Source organism: Mesorhizobium sp. M0772, assembly GCF_040320135.1.
Classification (GTDB): domain Bacteria; phylum Pseudomonadota; class Alphaproteobacteria; order Rhizobiales; family Rhizobiaceae; genus Mesorhizobium.
Genome location: NZ_JAMYPB010000007.1, coordinates 36,804 through 49,871 on the forward strand (window position 1 = coordinate 36,804; position 13,068 = coordinate 49,871).

Here is a 13,068-nt window from a genome sequence, read left to right on the forward strand (position 1 = left end):
GCCGCTCACGATTAGCCCGTGAAGAAAGCGCCGCAATGTGACTTTGCACACATTGCCGTGCCTCTTTCCACAAAGAACGACGCCAATATAGGGAATCGTCCCGCCAAATATGGGGAATCGTTCCGATGCGCGGGCCGGGCCGGCGTGGTCAACGTCCAGCAGCGCTCCGATCGAGCGTGAACCAATGGAAAAGGAAACCTTCCATGCCTCGCTACCTGATTGAACGCACATTTCCGGACGGCCTCAACATTCCGATGACCGACATCGGCGCCAGCGCGGTGGGCGGCGTCGTCATGCGCAATGCCGAAAAGGGCGTCACCTGGATCCAGTCCTTCGTCACGCCCGACAAGAAGCACAGCTTCTGCATCTACGACGCGCCGACGCCCGAAGCGATCCGCAGCACCGCTCAGAAAAACTCGCTGCCGGTCGACAAGATCACGGAGGTGCGGGTTCTTGACCCTTACTTTTACCTCTGATCCTGCGTTCGGTCGCCACGATGATGAGCATCAAACTGTCCTTCGCGGCCATGGCGAACTGCCTGATGGCCTGCCGCTCGGTGGAATCGGGCCTGTCCTGGGAAAGACCGGCCACTCCGTGCTCGGCCGTCTATGGCGGTTCGCGTCGAAGCTGCCTGCGTATCTGTCTGAAAGGCGGCGCCTGCCGCCGGAAGGCGACTATCTGAGGCGCGACATCGGGCTCTCGGAGCGAGAGATCCCGCATGAGTATTGGCAATACTATTTTTGGGATCGTTGATTTTGCACGGTTTTTAAGGGCTGCGGCCAAAGCCCGGCAACGGAAGCCGCATCGCATGAACCGGGACGGACAAACCAAATCCTAAACCAACGCCGCAGCGTTTCGGGCAGCCTGATCGGCCGCCGTCGCCTTAAGCGTCAACAAACGGACGGAAGACCATGACCATAACTCTTTGGACGACACGCTTCGCGGCTTTCGCCGCCATCTCGATCGCGGCGGGTGCGGCCGCCCAGGCGCACGACGCCAATCCGCTGGCCGAAAAGGTGCGCGCCGCCAACAGCCGCTTCGAAAATGTGGCAGCCGCCACTGCCGAAGGCTATGCCCCCATCCCTTGCGCCAGCGGCATCACCGGCGGCGCCATGGGCATCCACTATGTCAACGGCGCCTATCTCAAGGACGATGCCGTCGATGTCGCCAAGCCCGAAGCGGTGATGTACGAGCCGACGGCCGACGGCAGCCTGAAGCTGATAGCGGTCGAATACATCACCTCGAAGGGCCCGGCCTCGCTCGAAGGCCAGCTGTTCAACTTCAACAGCGCCCCCAATCGCTACGGCCTCGGCCCGTTCTACGAACTGCACGTCTGGGCATGGAAACAGAACCCGACGGGCGCCTTTGCCGACATGAACCCGAACGTGTCGTGCGACGCCATGAAGGGGATGTAACGCCTCACATGTGACACCTCGGGCACCGGACATCCGGTGCCTGGCCATCCCCCTTGGCGGGGGAGGGGCGAGCGAAACGCCGACCGGCTCCCCAGTCTTCCCCGGCGTTCGCTCGCCTTTTATTATGCCCCGGCATACGATGACGCACCTTGCACACGCGGCCGTCCTTGGCCCCTCGGCGCACCCGCACCTGCCCACCCTTTCTTAAGGTGTTTCGGATACATCGAAAGCTTGGAAACAGGCGGAAAACGGAGAGACATCGGGGTGCGCTTTTCCGCGGCGACGACGGCCGGGCGGTTCTTGCCGCAGCGCTTGGCGTTGCGCATGGGGCCGCTGCTTGGCCGGATCGATGCGGTGCTGTTCACCGCCGACGAGCGCGGCGAAGCCGGGCGCATGTCGCTGATCGCCTTTGCCATCCGCATCGTCAGCGCCGTCATCGCCTTCATCAGCCAGGTTCTGATGGCGCGCTGGATGGGCTCGTTCGAATACGGAATCTTCGTCCTCGTCTGGGTGACGATGGTCATCGTCGGCAACCTCGCCTGCCTCGGCTTCCACACTTCGGTGATCCGCTTCATCCCCGAATACCGCGAACGCAACATGCTCGCCGAACTGCGCGGCATCGTGGTCGCCAGCCGCCTGTTCGTGCTGATTGCCTCGACCGCGATCGCCGGGCTTGGCGCACTGGGCGTCTGGCTGTGCGCGAACTGGATCGAGAGCTACTATGTAATGCCCTTCATCCTCGGCCTGTTCTGCCTGCCGATGATCGCCATGGGCGATCTGCTGCAAGGCCAGTCACGCGCCAATTCCTGGGCGTTGTTTGCGTTGTCGCCGACCTATCTGGTGCGGCCGGTGCTGATCCTGGCGCTGATGGCGCTGATGCTGGCAATGGGCTATGCGCCCGACGCCAGGACAGCCATCTTCGCTTCGATCGCCGCCACCTACGCCACCACGCTCGGCCAGCTCATCGGCGTGACCACACGCATGGGCAGGAATATCCCGGCCGGGCCGATGAAGGTGCATTTCGCCGAGTGGTTCATCGTCTCGCTGCCGATCTTCCTGGTCGAGAGCTTCTTCTTCCTGCTCACCAACGCCGACGTGCTGATGGTCGGCGCCTATCTCCAGCCCAATGACGTCGCCGTCTATTTCGCCACCGTCAAAACGCTGGCGCTGGTGCATTTCGTCTATTTCTCCGTCAAGGCCGGCGTCGCCCAGCGTTATGCGCAGTTCACCCATGGCGAACCGGAAAAGCTCGCCGCCTTCGCCCGCGAGACCGTGTCATGGACGTTCTGGCCGTCGCTGCTGATGGCGCTGCTGGTCCTGGCGCTCGGCGAACCGATGCTGGTGCTGTTCGGGCCCGAATTCACCGCCGGCTATCCGCTGCTGTTCCTGCTTGTGTTCGGCGTCGTGGCGCGCGCCGCCGTCGGCCCTTGCGAAAGCCTGTTGACGATGAGCGGCAACCAGAACATCTGCGCCGCCGTCTATGCAATGACGCTGGCCTTCAACATCGGCCTCAACGTGGTGCTGATCCCGCTCTTTGGCCTGTGGGGGGCGGCGATCGCCACCAGCCTCGCCATGGTCTTCGAGGCCAGCGCCCTGTCCTTCACCGTCTGGCGCAAGCTCCGCATCGTCATGCTGATCTTCGTGCCCGCTGCCGAGGGAGCCGCCTGATGGCCGCCATCCCGCTGATCGAGGAAACCAGCGGCGGCCCGGCCGGCGCAATGGTGTCGGGCCTTGCCGGCCTGGCGCGCGACGCCGATCCGGCGCATCTCGAGATCCTCGCCAACAACCGGCCGCTGCGCAAGCTGGCGATCTATCCGGCTTCGGCCGGCTTCGAACTGGTCGAGGAACTCGACTATCTGTGCACCCGCACGATCGAGCCCAACGTCTTCTTCAACCCGCGCTTTCTGGCGCCGGCCATGCCCCGGCTGGAAGATCGCGAGGTCAAGCTGGCGGTGATCCGCGACGGCGACGAATACCGCAACCGGCTACGCCTGCTGGTGCCGTTCTCGGTCGAACGGCCGGCCGTGCCGCTCGGCGTTCCGGTGATGCGCACCTGGTCGAGCCCGTTCGGCCCGATCGGCACGCCGCTGGTCGACCATGACGACCCGATCGGCGTCGTCGAGGATTTCTTCGGCATGCTGTCGCGGCCGCATCTGAAGCTGCCGAAGGTCTTCGTGCTGCCCGACATGCGCCTCGACGGCCCGTTGGCCAGCGTGCTGGCCACCGTTGCCGAGACGCGCGGCCTGACAATGGTCACCACCGGCAAGGCGGACCGGCCGGTGCTCGAAAGCACCCTCGACGGCGAGGCCTATTTGAAAGCATCGCTGCGCGCGCACCACTACCGCGAATTCCGCCGCCTGAAACGGCGCCTGGGGGATCTCGGCAGGCTGGAACATATCGTGGCGCGGGGACCGGACGAAATCCGCCACGCCATCGAAAGTTTCCTGACGCTGGAGGCGGCCGGCTGGAAGGGCCGCGAGCGCACCGCCATGGCCATCGACCGCTACCGCGCCGCCTTTGCCCGCGAAGCCGTGCACCGGCTGGCCGAGCACGACATGTGCCGCATCCATTCGCTGACGCTGGACGGCCGCACGATCGCCTGCCTGGTCGTCTTCGTCGAGGCCGGCGTCGCCTACACCTGGAAGACCGCCTATGACGAGACGCTGGCGACCTATTCGCCGGGCACGCTGCTGATGATCGAGGTGACCAGGCAGCATCTCGACGACCCCAACATCATGATGACCGATTCCTGCGCCGTGCCCGACCACCCGGTGATGAGCCGGCTGTGGAGCGAGCGCAAGCCGATGGGCTCGCTGGTGATCGGGCTGACGCCGGATGCCGACCGCCTCGCCCGCCAGGCCGCCTCGCAGCTGCATCTCTACCGCGAAACCCGCAACATGGCCCGCCTGCTGCGCAATCGCGTGAAGAGTTTGCTGGGACGGCGATAGAGCCGATGGCCTGCGCGTTGTTATAGTGGCGGAGCGCGACCGGGCTTCTTGATCTGAGACTTTGTAGTAATCGCGGCAGCTGGCGGTTCCGGTTTTTGGACCGGCGGGAGGGGGGCTGGAATTGGGGGGCTATCGGGCGCCTTGGGAGCGCTGGTGCCGACTTTGACCAACATGGCAGAAATCTTCCACTGCCGGTCGATAGGAGCGAAAACAAGTTCGAAGTTTAGCTGCATCGCGGCAGAGGGAAAAAACCCTGCCATATGCAGCATGCCGTTGGATTCGATTTGCGGCATCAACGTCAATTGCGGCTCGAGCACGGCTACACCGCTGAGATCAAGCCCTTCGTTGCGCTGCTTCGCGAAAATCTCACCCAGCCGAGCAGGGTTGTTGGCTTGAAAGTCCGGGGCGCCAAGCTCACGCAGCACGGAATAATTTCCGGTCCTGTTTGCATGGTCGAGTGCCAGCAATGTGGACCTGACCAAGATCAGGACGCCATTGTGGTCGATGTCCGCCGGTTTTGGGGCGTCGGACACCTTAGACGCCGAACGACCATCCTTCTTAGCCTGTGCGTGGGCGGGAAGCACTTGCAGGCAGCAGACGGCCATGACCAAGGCCAGCCACGTCAATCGGCGCATTTTTCACACCCTCCGGCCAAGGCCGCCGGCTCTTGCTCCATCCTCGGCGCTTGCAGGCAGGCGCTAAAACTCGCCGGCTAGACCGAGGCGGAAACCATGGCTGGTTCCACCGCCATAGGCATAACCCGCGGTGAACGCGAAAGGTTCATCGAAGTCGAGGCGATGAGCGAGCGAGCCACCGAACGCCGTTTCACCCTTGAAATAACCGACATTGCCGGCCCAGCTCGTGCGGCCCGGAACGGACGGCATTGGGGCAGTTGTCATTGCTATTGCCGCTGCGATGCCCTGACGGGCCTCGGTGCGATTCTCGGAAATCTCCGTCCCTAGTTCAGAGAAGCCGCTCTCCAGCGCGCCGACTCGTCCGTCGAGCGATGCGATATCGCTGGTGTTTGTCGTCACACGCGTATCGAGCGACGCGAGCATGGTGTCGTGTCCGGCAAGCCGGCCGTCTTGCTCCGTATCCTTCGCTTCCGTCTGCGTGATCCGCGTCTCGTGATTGGCGAGGGTGGTGTCCTGCTGGACGTTTTTGGTCTCGACGCCGGTGAGCCGAGTATCTTGCTGCGTGTTCTTGGCTTCGACATCGTCTAGTCGGCCATCCTGCTCAATGTTCTTTGCTGAAGCGTCGCCGACGACGCCGTCAACATAATCCTTGTTGGCCGCATCCGTTCCTGCCGTCGGGGTGCCGACGTTCGTTACGATGTTGCCACCCATATCAACCGCTCCACCGAAGGTCGCCGCACCCGTCGCCGCGTCGAAATTAATTTGGCTGCCGTTGGGGCCAATAGTGATACCCGGTGCGGGCACAAAATAATCGTCGGAGTCCGAACAATCGTCGTTTATTGTGGTGCCGATCACGCCGGCAAAGCTGCAGATCGTGTTCTCTGGATCTCCCGCGTCACCACCGAAGACGACCTGTGCCGAAGCTGGCGCTACCGAAGAAAGCATGAGAATGAGAAAAAACACTGACAGCGAGGCCACTACGCAGCCAAATCGGCTCTCGTGAGAAGCTTTGCAAGTTGAGTCCATCACGCCCTCCACCACCATTCCCTGCGTAAAGGTGATCGGCGGCCCAAGGTTGAGTCAATCGTCAATAGCGGTTTTCCTCCCGAATCCAGGCCCAGCTCGGCGACATGGCGTTCTCGATGTTGCTCCTGAGCAACAACTTATGCGGTCATTAGCAGGCAGTGTGTCAACCTGTGTGCAAGGTGGACGAGGAGATCCGAGGACGTTCGCAACGTGAGGTAATGATGGAAGCCATGCAATATTGCGAGCGAAATTGAGCGCTTCGGCGGCAGTCCGGACGTGGGCAATCTCAGTGCAGACGGCAGACAGCTTTGACTGTCCGGCCGCTTCGATGGCGGCGCTGTAGCGCGGTCAAGGCATCCGACGCGCCAAAGCAGGCTGATATTGACCGAAACGGATTTTGATCTTGGTTGCTATCGAGCCGCTTGTGCTCGCGATACAGGTCACCAATGACTGCGCCAACCGCGCGGGGAGCCTGAGAAAAGCCACTGGATCAACGGCAAGACACCAGCTATGGGTCGGCGCGGCAATTTCGGCCGGCCTTCACGACAAGCCATCCTGATGATCAGAACCTTTTTGCGTCACGCCGGTCCCCGTGCGGCCTTTTCGCTGCTTGCACTGCTGCCTGTCCGCGCCGAAGCCGATAGCTGTCCCGAGGATTGCAGCGAGCCCGCGCCGTCCATCAACATCTACAGCCACACCGCCGCCGGCCATCTCAGCCCGGCCACGCTGGGCGCACTGCCGCGCGTATATGTGCCGAACCGCTCGTCCAACAGCGTCACGGTGATCGACACCATGACGCTCAAGGAAGTCGACAGGTTCCCGGTCGGCAGCAAACCGCAGCACGTCGTGCCGTCCTGGGACCTGAAGACGCTCTGGGTCGCCAACAATGGCACCGGCAAGAACGGCAGCCTGACGCCGATCGACCCGATGACCGGCAAGCCCGGCCCGCAGATCGCCGTGGACGATCCCTACAATTTGTATTTCATGCCGGGCGCGGCCATCGTCGTCGACGAAGCCCTGGAGCGGCTCGATTTCCGCGATCCCCACACCATGGCGCTGAGGTCGAGCCTGCCGACGCCCACTTGCCCCGGCATCAACCACGCCGATTTCTCGGCCGACGGCGCCTACGCGATTTTCACCTGCGAATACGGCAATGGCGGACTGGCCAAGATCGACCTGAAGAACCAGAAGGTGCTTGGCCATCTCGACTTCTCGAAAATGGGCATGCCGCAGGACATCCGCCTCTCGCCCGACGGCAAGGTTTTTTACGTCGCCGACATGATGAATGACGGCGTGTTCCTCGTCGATGGCGACAGTTTCAAGGAGATCGGCTTCATCCCGACCGGCATCGGCGCCCATGGCTTCGTCGTCAGCCGCGACGGCAAGCGGCTCTATGTCTCGAACCGGGGCTCGCACAAGATGGAGCAGGGCCAGGCAAAGGGACCGGGCAGCGTGACGGTGATCGACTTCGCTACCCGCGCGGTCGTCACGCAATGGCCGATCCCCGGCGGCGGCAGCCCCGACATGGGCAACGTCAGCGCCGACGGCAAACAACTATGGCTGTCCGGCCGGTTCGACAGTGCCGCCTACATGATCGACACGACATCGGGCGCGGTGACCAAGTTTCGGGTTGGCTCAGAGCCGCACGGCCTGACGGTGTGGCCGCAACCGGGACGGTATTCCCAAGGCCATACGGGGAATATGCGCTAAGTCCGTGTTCGAGGCGCGGCTCGAACGCAAAAGGTCGCAAGGGCAACCGCCCATCGGCCGGGACCCGGAACGAGCAGGGGCTTTCCTTGGAAACCGCGAAGCTGTAGCTCCACACACTGGTTTCGGATACTGCCAGAAGATGAACCTTCGCCGCATCGTCCTCATCGTCGCGCTTCTCAATCTTGCCTATTTCGGGATCGAGTTCGCTGTGGCGCTCGCCATTGGATCAGTGTCCCTGTTCGCCGACAGCATCGACTTTCTTGAAGATGCTTCCGTGAACCTCCTCATCCTGCTCGCACTTGGGTGGTCTGTGCGCTCCCGTGCGCGGGTGGGGATGGCATTGGCGCTCATCCTTCTCATGCCGGGTCTGGCAACGCTCTGGACGGCTTGGGAGAAGTTCAACGTGCCGGTGCCGCCGCAGCCCATCGCCTTGACCTTGGCGGGACTTGGCGCTCTCGCCGTCAACCTGTCCTGTGCCTACATGCTGGCCGCGCACCGGCATCGTGGCGGCAGCCTCACAAAGGCGGCCTTCCTGTCGGCCCGCAACGACGCCTTGGCCAACATCGCCATTATCGCCGCAGGGTTGGTCACGGCCGTGCGCTGGCATTCCGCGTGGCCCGATTTGGCGGTGGGATTGGGGATCGCGGTCATGAACGCCGACGCGGCCCGCGAAGTGTGGGACGCTGCCCGTGAAGAACACCGTGCGGCGGCCTGAAAGCACGTAGAGCGCTACCGGCCGCCGCTGATTGGCGCTATCGCTGTCATCCGCACCAGCCGCGGTTGGGTCTGTGTGTTCGAGGCACTGTTCGAACCCGGAGGGTTCGCAAGGGCGACCGCCCGTCGGCCGGTCAGGCCGCCCCATCGGAGCCCGTGAGCGAAGCGAACTGGCGTGAGATCAAAAATGGTGCCCCTAGCCGGAATCGAACCAGCACTCCTTGCGGAACTCGATTTTGAGTCGAGCGCGTCTACCAATTCCGCCATAGGGGCTCAGGCCCAAAGGCCTGGATGGGCGCGGACTATACGGTTGGAGGCGTGTTCGTCAACTGGCCAAATGCGCCGCCGTGCCCTGCTTGCGGCAAAAGCCCGCCTTTCTGTTTCGTGAAGCTCCTGCCATTGTGCGGCGCGGAAAATCTTTCTAGACAGACGCGCATCAAAGCGCGTTGCGTCTGGGCAACCTGCATCCAGGAGAGCCGATGCTTCGCGGACTTTACGACTGGACCTTGTCGCTGGCCGCCCGCAAATCCGCCGAATGGTGGCTGGCCTTCATCGCCTTCGTCGAAAGCTCGGTGTTTTTCATACCTGCCGACGTCTTGTACCTGCCCATGGCGTTGGCGCGGCCCGAACGCGCCTATCGCTATGCGCTGACCGCTACTGTCGCGTCGGTGCTGGGCGGCATTGCCGGCTGGCTGATCGGTTACTATGCCTACGACACGATAGCACGGCCGATGCTGGAGCACTTTGGCGGCCTTGACGCGTTCGAGAGGTGGCAGTCGGCCGGCACCGGGCTGATGCTGGTGCTGCTTGTCACATCGGGTGCCGCCCACTTGCCGCCGATCAAGGTGGTCACCATTCTGGCAGGCGCCCTCCACGTCAATCTTTTCGTCTTCATCGTCTCCGCCATCCTGGCGCGTGGCGCTCGTTTCCTGCTTCTGGCCTGGCTGCTGCGCCGCTATGGCGAAGAGATCAAGGAATTCATCGAGAAGCGTTTGGGATTGATCGTCGGCGCCGGCGCCGCCGCCCTGATTTTGCTCTATATCGTCGTCAAATACGCCTTCTGACCGCCCAAGGCGGGCGGTGGTTTCAGGACTATGCCGGCGGACGGCGAATTCAACGGACGAAACATGACAGCCACGATGACAGCCGATACCGGACGCCAGCGCACGCGCACCGCTTTGTTTCTCGCCGTCGCCATGGCCGCCACGGTCGGCTCCGCGCTCGCCTTCCAGCACATAGGCGGCTACATCCCCTGCCATCTCTGCCTGGAGCAGCGCACGCCCTATTATATCGGCGCCCCGCTGATGCTGCTGGCGGTGATCGCCTCGATGTTCAGCGCACCCGCATGGCTGACGCGCGGCCTGCTTGCCGTCGGCGGCCTGCTGATGCTCTACGGGCTCTATCTCGGCGTCTATCATTCGGGCGTCGAATGGGCCTGGTGGCAGGGTCCGGCCGATTGCACGGCCGGCGCCGGCCCGGTCGATACCGGCGGCAAAGGCGTGCTCGACGCGCTCGACAAATTCGTGCCGCCATCCTGCGACAAGGCAGCCCTTCGTATCCTCGGCCTGTCGCTGGCCGGCTGGAACGCCATCGCCAGCTTCATCCTCGCCGCCGTCGCCTTCCGCGGCGCGCTGGCGCGCGAATAATCAAGTGCGAGGTCGCGCCATGCGGCCAGTCTCTTAAGTTGGCACCGCCCCTCATTGCCCTGCCGGGCATTTCTCCCCGTATAGTGACGGGGAGAAAGACGCAGTCATCAATGGTATCGCCAATCCCGAACGCTGAAAGAAGGGCGCCAAATTTGCAGCCAATTCCCTTCTCCCCGTCACTATTCGGGGAGAAGGTTGCGGCAGCCGGATGAGGGGCAGCACCTGACATCGGCGATTGCCCTGGCAAGGCCGATCGGGCCAATCCCTACGGCTCCAACTCCACATCCCAGTAGAGATAATCCATCCAGCTTTCATGCAGATGGTTGGGCGGGAACAGCCTGCCATTGTTGTGCAGGTCGTGCACGGTCGGCTGGTAGGGCTTCTGCAGCGGCCACATCTTGGCGTGCGCCGGCATCATGCCGCCCTTCCTCAGATTGCAGGGTGAACATGCGGCCACGACATTCTCCCACGTCGTCGCCCCGCCGCGATGGCGCGGGATGACGTGGTCGAAGGTCAGATCCTCGGGCGTGCCGCAATACTGGCACTGGAAGCGGTCGCGCAGGAACACGTTGAAGCGGGTGAATGCCGGGTGCCTCGACGGCTTCACATAGGCCTTCAGGCTGACGACGCTGGGCAGCTTCATCGAAAAGGTCGGCGAAGACACCGCATGCTCGTATTCGGCGACGATGTTGACCCGGTCGAGGAACACCGCCTTGATGGCGTCCTGCCAGGACCAGAGCGACAAGGGGTAATAGCTGAGCGGACGGTAATCCGCATTCAGCACCAGCGCAGGAAGCCCATCCGGAGATACGGCAACCGTCACCTTGTTGACCTCCTCGTTCTAGAACCGATCGGCGCGGATACTGTAAGCCCGACATGACAGGGATGTGAAGCGGATTGTCATCAGCCAAAAGCGGCAAAAATGCAGGATTTTCATGCTTTTTTACGGTTTCAGGCCGGAGGTGCTGCGTCCCGGCCCCTGGTTTCGCGATAATAGGACCAGAAAAGCCGCGATGCGACGCCTCGCCACGGGCTCCATGATTCGGCCAGGGCGATCAGCGTTTTCTCCGGCGGACGCGGCTCTATGACGAGCGCGTGGCCAACCGCGCTCTGCAGCGCGACGTCGCGCGCGGGGAAAATATCGGGGTGGCCGGCGGCAAACAGGAGATAGACTTCCGCCGTCCACGGGCCGATGCCCGGCACCGCGATCATAGCCGCGATCGCCTCTTCGGCGTCGAGCGAACAGAGGTGATGCAGGTCGAGCCCCTCAACCACGGCCTGCGCAACCGCGATCAGACCGCGCTGCTTCGGCCGCGACAGCCCGGCCTCGCGAAACATGTCCTCGCCGGCGGCAAGGATCGCCTGCGGCGTCAGCGGATCGACCAGTTTCACCAGCCGGCCGAAAATCGCATCGGCGCTCGCACGGGATACTTGTTGCGAAACGATAATGGAGGCCAGGCTTCGAAAGCCGGGCTCCGACAGCCGCAGCGGCACCTCGCCGGCCATGCCGCGCACCTTTTCCAGGCGCGGATCGATTGCGCAAAGCGCATCCAGCCCGCGCGCAATATCGTCCAGTGTCGCGATGCGTTGCATGTTTTCTTGTTCCTGAACCGACCTCACGGTAGCAATTGGCAAAACCGCTGCACAACCCGATTGCCGCTTGTGAGATGACGCTCCTGACATTCCGCTTCGCGCCGAGCCCGAATGGCGAACTGCATCTCGGCCATGCCTATTCGGCACTGCTCAACCAGCAACTGGCGCGTGCGGCCGGCGGCCGCCTGCTGCTGCGCATCGAGGACATCGACACGATCCGCTGCACGCCTGAATTCGAGGCCGGCATCTTTCGCGACCTCGAATGGTTAGGTCTCGAATGGGAACAGCCGGTGCGGCGCCAGGCCGAGCATTTCACCGACTATCAGGCCGTGCTCGACCGGCTGGTCCGCGAAGAACTCGTCTACCCTGCCTTCATGAGCCGTGGCGAGATCAGGGCCTTCATCGCCGACAGCGAAAAGCGCCGCCGCGACTGGCCGCGCGACCCGGACGGCGTGCCGCTTTATCCCGCCGCCGACAAGGCGCTGCCGGTCAGCGAACGCAACCGCCGCATCGCCGAAAATGCGCCCTTCGCCTGGCGCCTCGACATTGATGCAGCGCTGGCGCGCGTCGGCACGGATTTGTCCTGGCGCGAATTCACCAACGAGACGCTTTCGGCGACGCAGCGCGTCGAGGCGCGTCCGCAGGACTGGGGCGACGTCATTCTGGCGCGCCGCGACATCCCGACCAGCTATCACCTGGCCGTCGTCGTCGACGACGCTCTGCAAGGCGTCAGCCATGTCGTGCGTGGCCGCGACCTCTATTCCGCGACCGGCATCCAGCGCCTGCTGCAGGAATTGCTCGGCCTCGGCCAGCCGCAGTATTTCCACCACCGTCTCATACTCGGTCCGGATGGGCGCAAACTGTCGAAGAGTTTTGCTGATACCGGCCTTGCCGCGCTGAGGCAGGCAGGCATGTCGCCGGACGAAGTCAGGCGGCTGGCCGGGCTATGACTAAAGCCGGGCCAGCCCCGCCTTGAGCAGCGCCAACGCGCCGATAAACGCGAAGGCGCCGCCCAGTCCCCAGGCAACCGCGAGCTTCAGATCTCTCAGGACGATGCCATGTTCGTTCGCGGCCATGACCGCGGCGAAAAAGCCGAGCGTGAACAGCAATGTGTTGCCGGTCGACCCAAAACCGTCCTCCTGCATGATGGCGTCGAGCGCTGAGCCGAAGAAGAAGCCGAACACGGCCACACTGGCCACCGTCATCAACAGCCAGCTTGTGTCGAGATGCAACAGCATGCGCGCTCCCTGTCGAAGCCAAAACGCCATGTCGCCGGATCCATCGACAGAAGTCGATTGCCCTGACGCCGCCCTTTGAATTCGGCCACCTCCTACATCAGGATGAGCTTATGTACCAATTGTTTCGCTTTGCTTGCCGGATT

Annotated in this window: 15 protein-coding genes and 1 tRNA gene; 10 read left to right on the forward strand and 6 right to left on the reverse strand. The window is 63.0% G+C overall.

Annotated elements, in window-relative coordinates:
- The first annotated feature begins 203 nt into the window (after window positions 1-203).
- From NKI06_RS06605 to NKI06_RS06625, 5 genes are all read left to right on the forward strand, one after another.
- Window positions 204-476 (forward strand): DUF4242 domain-containing protein, encoded by a 273-nt coding sequence (locus tag NKI06_RS06605; RefSeq protein ID WP_023673765.1) that lies wholly within the window; start codon window positions 204-206, stop codon window positions 474-476.
- Window positions 454-753: a hypothetical protein gene (locus tag NKI06_RS06610; protein WP_352984572.1), complete on the forward strand. Its 300-nt coding sequence runs from the start codon at window positions 454-456 to the stop codon at window positions 751-753. The genes NKI06_RS06605 and NKI06_RS06610 overlap by 23 nt, the downstream gene beginning before the upstream one ends.
- Window positions 754-911: 158 nt before the next feature.
- Window positions 912-1,415, forward strand: coding sequence for a hypothetical protein (locus NKI06_RS06615; protein ID WP_023694007.1), 504 nt, complete (start codon window positions 912-914; stop codon window positions 1,413-1,415).
- 264 nt (window positions 1,416-1,679) lie between these two features.
- Window positions 1,680-3,083 carry a lipopolysaccharide biosynthesis protein gene (locus NKI06_RS06620; protein WP_352910749.1) on the forward strand — a complete coding sequence of 468 codons (1,404 nt, stop codon included), beginning with the start codon at window positions 1,680-1,682 and terminating at the stop codon, window positions 3,081-3,083.
- Entirely contained in the window at window positions 3,083-4,363 is a 1,281-nt protein-coding gene (locus NKI06_RS06625; protein ID WP_023673759.1) for a GNAT family N-acetyltransferase, read from the forward strand. The genes NKI06_RS06620 and NKI06_RS06625 overlap by 1 nt, the downstream gene beginning before the upstream one ends.
- Window positions 4,364-4,383: 20 nt before the next feature.
- Here NKI06_RS06625 and NKI06_RS06630 read toward each other — a convergent pair whose 3' ends face one another.
- Together NKI06_RS06630 and NKI06_RS06635 are read right to left on the reverse strand one after the other, a co-directional pair.
- Window positions 4,384-4,998, reverse strand: a complete 615-nt coding sequence (locus tag NKI06_RS06630) for a hypothetical protein (RefSeq protein ID WP_050589749.1) — start codon at window positions 4,996-4,998, stop codon at window positions 4,384-4,386.
- Between the two features lie 63 nt (window positions 4,999-5,061).
- Window positions 5,062-5,976 (reverse strand): hypothetical protein, encoded by a 915-nt coding sequence (locus NKI06_RS06635; RefSeq protein ID WP_023735178.1) that lies wholly within the window; start codon window positions 5,974-5,976, stop codon window positions 5,062-5,064.
- A 606-nt stretch (window positions 5,977-6,582) separates the two neighbouring features.
- Between NKI06_RS06635 and NKI06_RS06640 the strand changes: the two genes are divergently transcribed.
- Both NKI06_RS06640 and NKI06_RS06645 read left to right on the forward strand, forming a co-directional pair.
- Window positions 6,583-7,734 carry a YncE family protein gene (locus NKI06_RS06640; RefSeq protein WP_023701418.1) on the forward strand — a complete coding sequence of 384 codons (1,152 nt, stop codon included), beginning with the start codon at window positions 6,583-6,585 and terminating at the stop codon, window positions 7,732-7,734.
- Window positions 7,735-7,873: 139 nt separating this feature from the next.
- Window positions 7,874-8,449 (forward strand): cation efflux transmembrane domain-containing protein, encoded by a 576-nt coding sequence (locus NKI06_RS06645; RefSeq protein WP_352984575.1) that lies wholly within the window; start codon window positions 7,874-7,876, stop codon window positions 8,447-8,449.
- 187 nt (window positions 8,450-8,636) lie between these two features.
- Here NKI06_RS06645 and NKI06_RS06650 read toward each other — a convergent pair.
- Window positions 8,637-8,721, reverse strand: a tRNA-Leu gene (locus NKI06_RS06650).
- Window positions 8,722-8,927: 206 nt separating this feature from the next.
- On the opposite strand from NKI06_RS06650, the gene NKI06_RS06655 reads away from it, so the two are divergent.
- Both NKI06_RS06655 and NKI06_RS06660 read left to right on the forward strand, forming a co-directional pair.
- On the forward strand, window positions 8,928-9,512 hold the full coding sequence (locus NKI06_RS06655; RefSeq protein WP_023673756.1) for a YqaA family protein: 585 nt from the start codon (window positions 8,928-8,930) through the stop codon (window positions 9,510-9,512).
- A gap of 63 nt (window positions 9,513-9,575) precedes the next feature.
- The gene (locus NKI06_RS06660; protein WP_023698696.1) at window positions 9,576-10,094 is read left to right on the forward strand and encodes a disulfide bond formation protein B; all 519 of its coding nucleotides are present in this window, start codon (window positions 9,576-9,578) and stop codon (window positions 10,092-10,094) included.
- 265 nt (window positions 10,095-10,359) lie between these two features.
- Here the strand turns inward: NKI06_RS06660 and NKI06_RS06665 are convergent, their stop codons facing one another.
- Together NKI06_RS06665 and NKI06_RS06670 are read right to left on the reverse strand one after the other, a co-directional pair.
- Window positions 10,360-10,917, reverse strand: a complete 558-nt coding sequence (locus NKI06_RS06665) for an HNH endonuclease (RefSeq protein WP_008874122.1) — start codon at window positions 10,915-10,917, stop codon at window positions 10,360-10,362.
- 128 nt (window positions 10,918-11,045) lie between these two features.
- On the reverse strand, window positions 11,046-11,687 hold the full coding sequence (locus NKI06_RS06670; protein ID WP_352984577.1) for a DNA-3-methyladenine glycosylase family protein: 642 nt from the start codon (window positions 11,685-11,687) through the stop codon (window positions 11,046-11,048).
- A gap of 74 nt (window positions 11,688-11,761) precedes the next feature.
- On the opposite strand from NKI06_RS06670, the gene gluQRS reads away from it, so the two are divergent.
- Entirely contained in the window at window positions 11,762-12,637 is an 876-nt protein-coding gene (gene gluQRS / locus NKI06_RS06675; protein WP_023704304.1) for a tRNA glutamyl-Q(34) synthetase GluQRS, read from the forward strand.
- Here gluQRS and NKI06_RS06680 read toward each other — a convergent pair whose 3' ends face one another.
- Window positions 12,638-12,955 carry a hypothetical protein gene (locus tag NKI06_RS06680; RefSeq protein WP_245260927.1) on the reverse strand — a complete coding sequence of 106 codons (318 nt, stop codon included), beginning with the start codon at window positions 12,953-12,955 and terminating at the stop codon, window positions 12,638-12,640.
- Between the last annotated feature and the right edge of the window lie 113 nt (window positions 12,956-13,068).

Coding starts and splice junctions, on each gene's coding strand:
- gluQRS (WP_023704304.1), top strand. CDS start 11,762: ATGACGCTCCTGACATTCCGCTTCGCGCCGAGCCCGAATGGCGAACTG.
- NKI06_RS06625 (WP_023673759.1), top strand. CDS start 3,083: ATGGCCGCCATCCCGCTGATCGAGGAAACCAGCGGCGGCCCGGCCGGC.
- NKI06_RS06645 (WP_352984575.1), top strand. CDS start 7,874: ATGAACCTTCGCCGCATCGTCCTCATCGTCGCGCTTCTCAATCTTGCC.
- NKI06_RS06680 (WP_245260927.1), bottom strand. CDS start 12,955: ATGGCGTTTTGGCTTCGACAGGGAGCGCGCATGCTGTTGCATCTCGAC.
- NKI06_RS06630 (WP_050589749.1), bottom strand. CDS start 4,998: ATGCGCCGATTGACGTGGCTGGCCTTGGTCATGGCCGTCTGCTGCCTG.
- NKI06_RS06605 (WP_023673765.1), top strand. CDS start 204: ATGCCTCGCTACCTGATTGAACGCACATTTCCGGACGGCCTCAACATT.
- NKI06_RS06660 (WP_023698696.1), top strand. CDS start 9,576: ATGACAGCCACGATGACAGCCGATACCGGACGCCAGCGCACGCGCACC.
- NKI06_RS06670 (WP_352984577.1), bottom strand. CDS start 11,687: ATGCAACGCATCGCGACACTGGACGATATTGCGCGCGGGCTGGATGCG.
- NKI06_RS06640 (WP_023701418.1), top strand. CDS start 6,583: ATGATCAGAACCTTTTTGCGTCACGCCGGTCCCCGTGCGGCCTTTTCG.
- NKI06_RS06655 (WP_023673756.1), top strand. CDS start 8,928: ATGCTTCGCGGACTTTACGACTGGACCTTGTCGCTGGCCGCCCGCAAA.
- NKI06_RS06615 (WP_023694007.1), top strand. CDS start 912: ATGACCATAACTCTTTGGACGACACGCTTCGCGGCTTTCGCCGCCATC.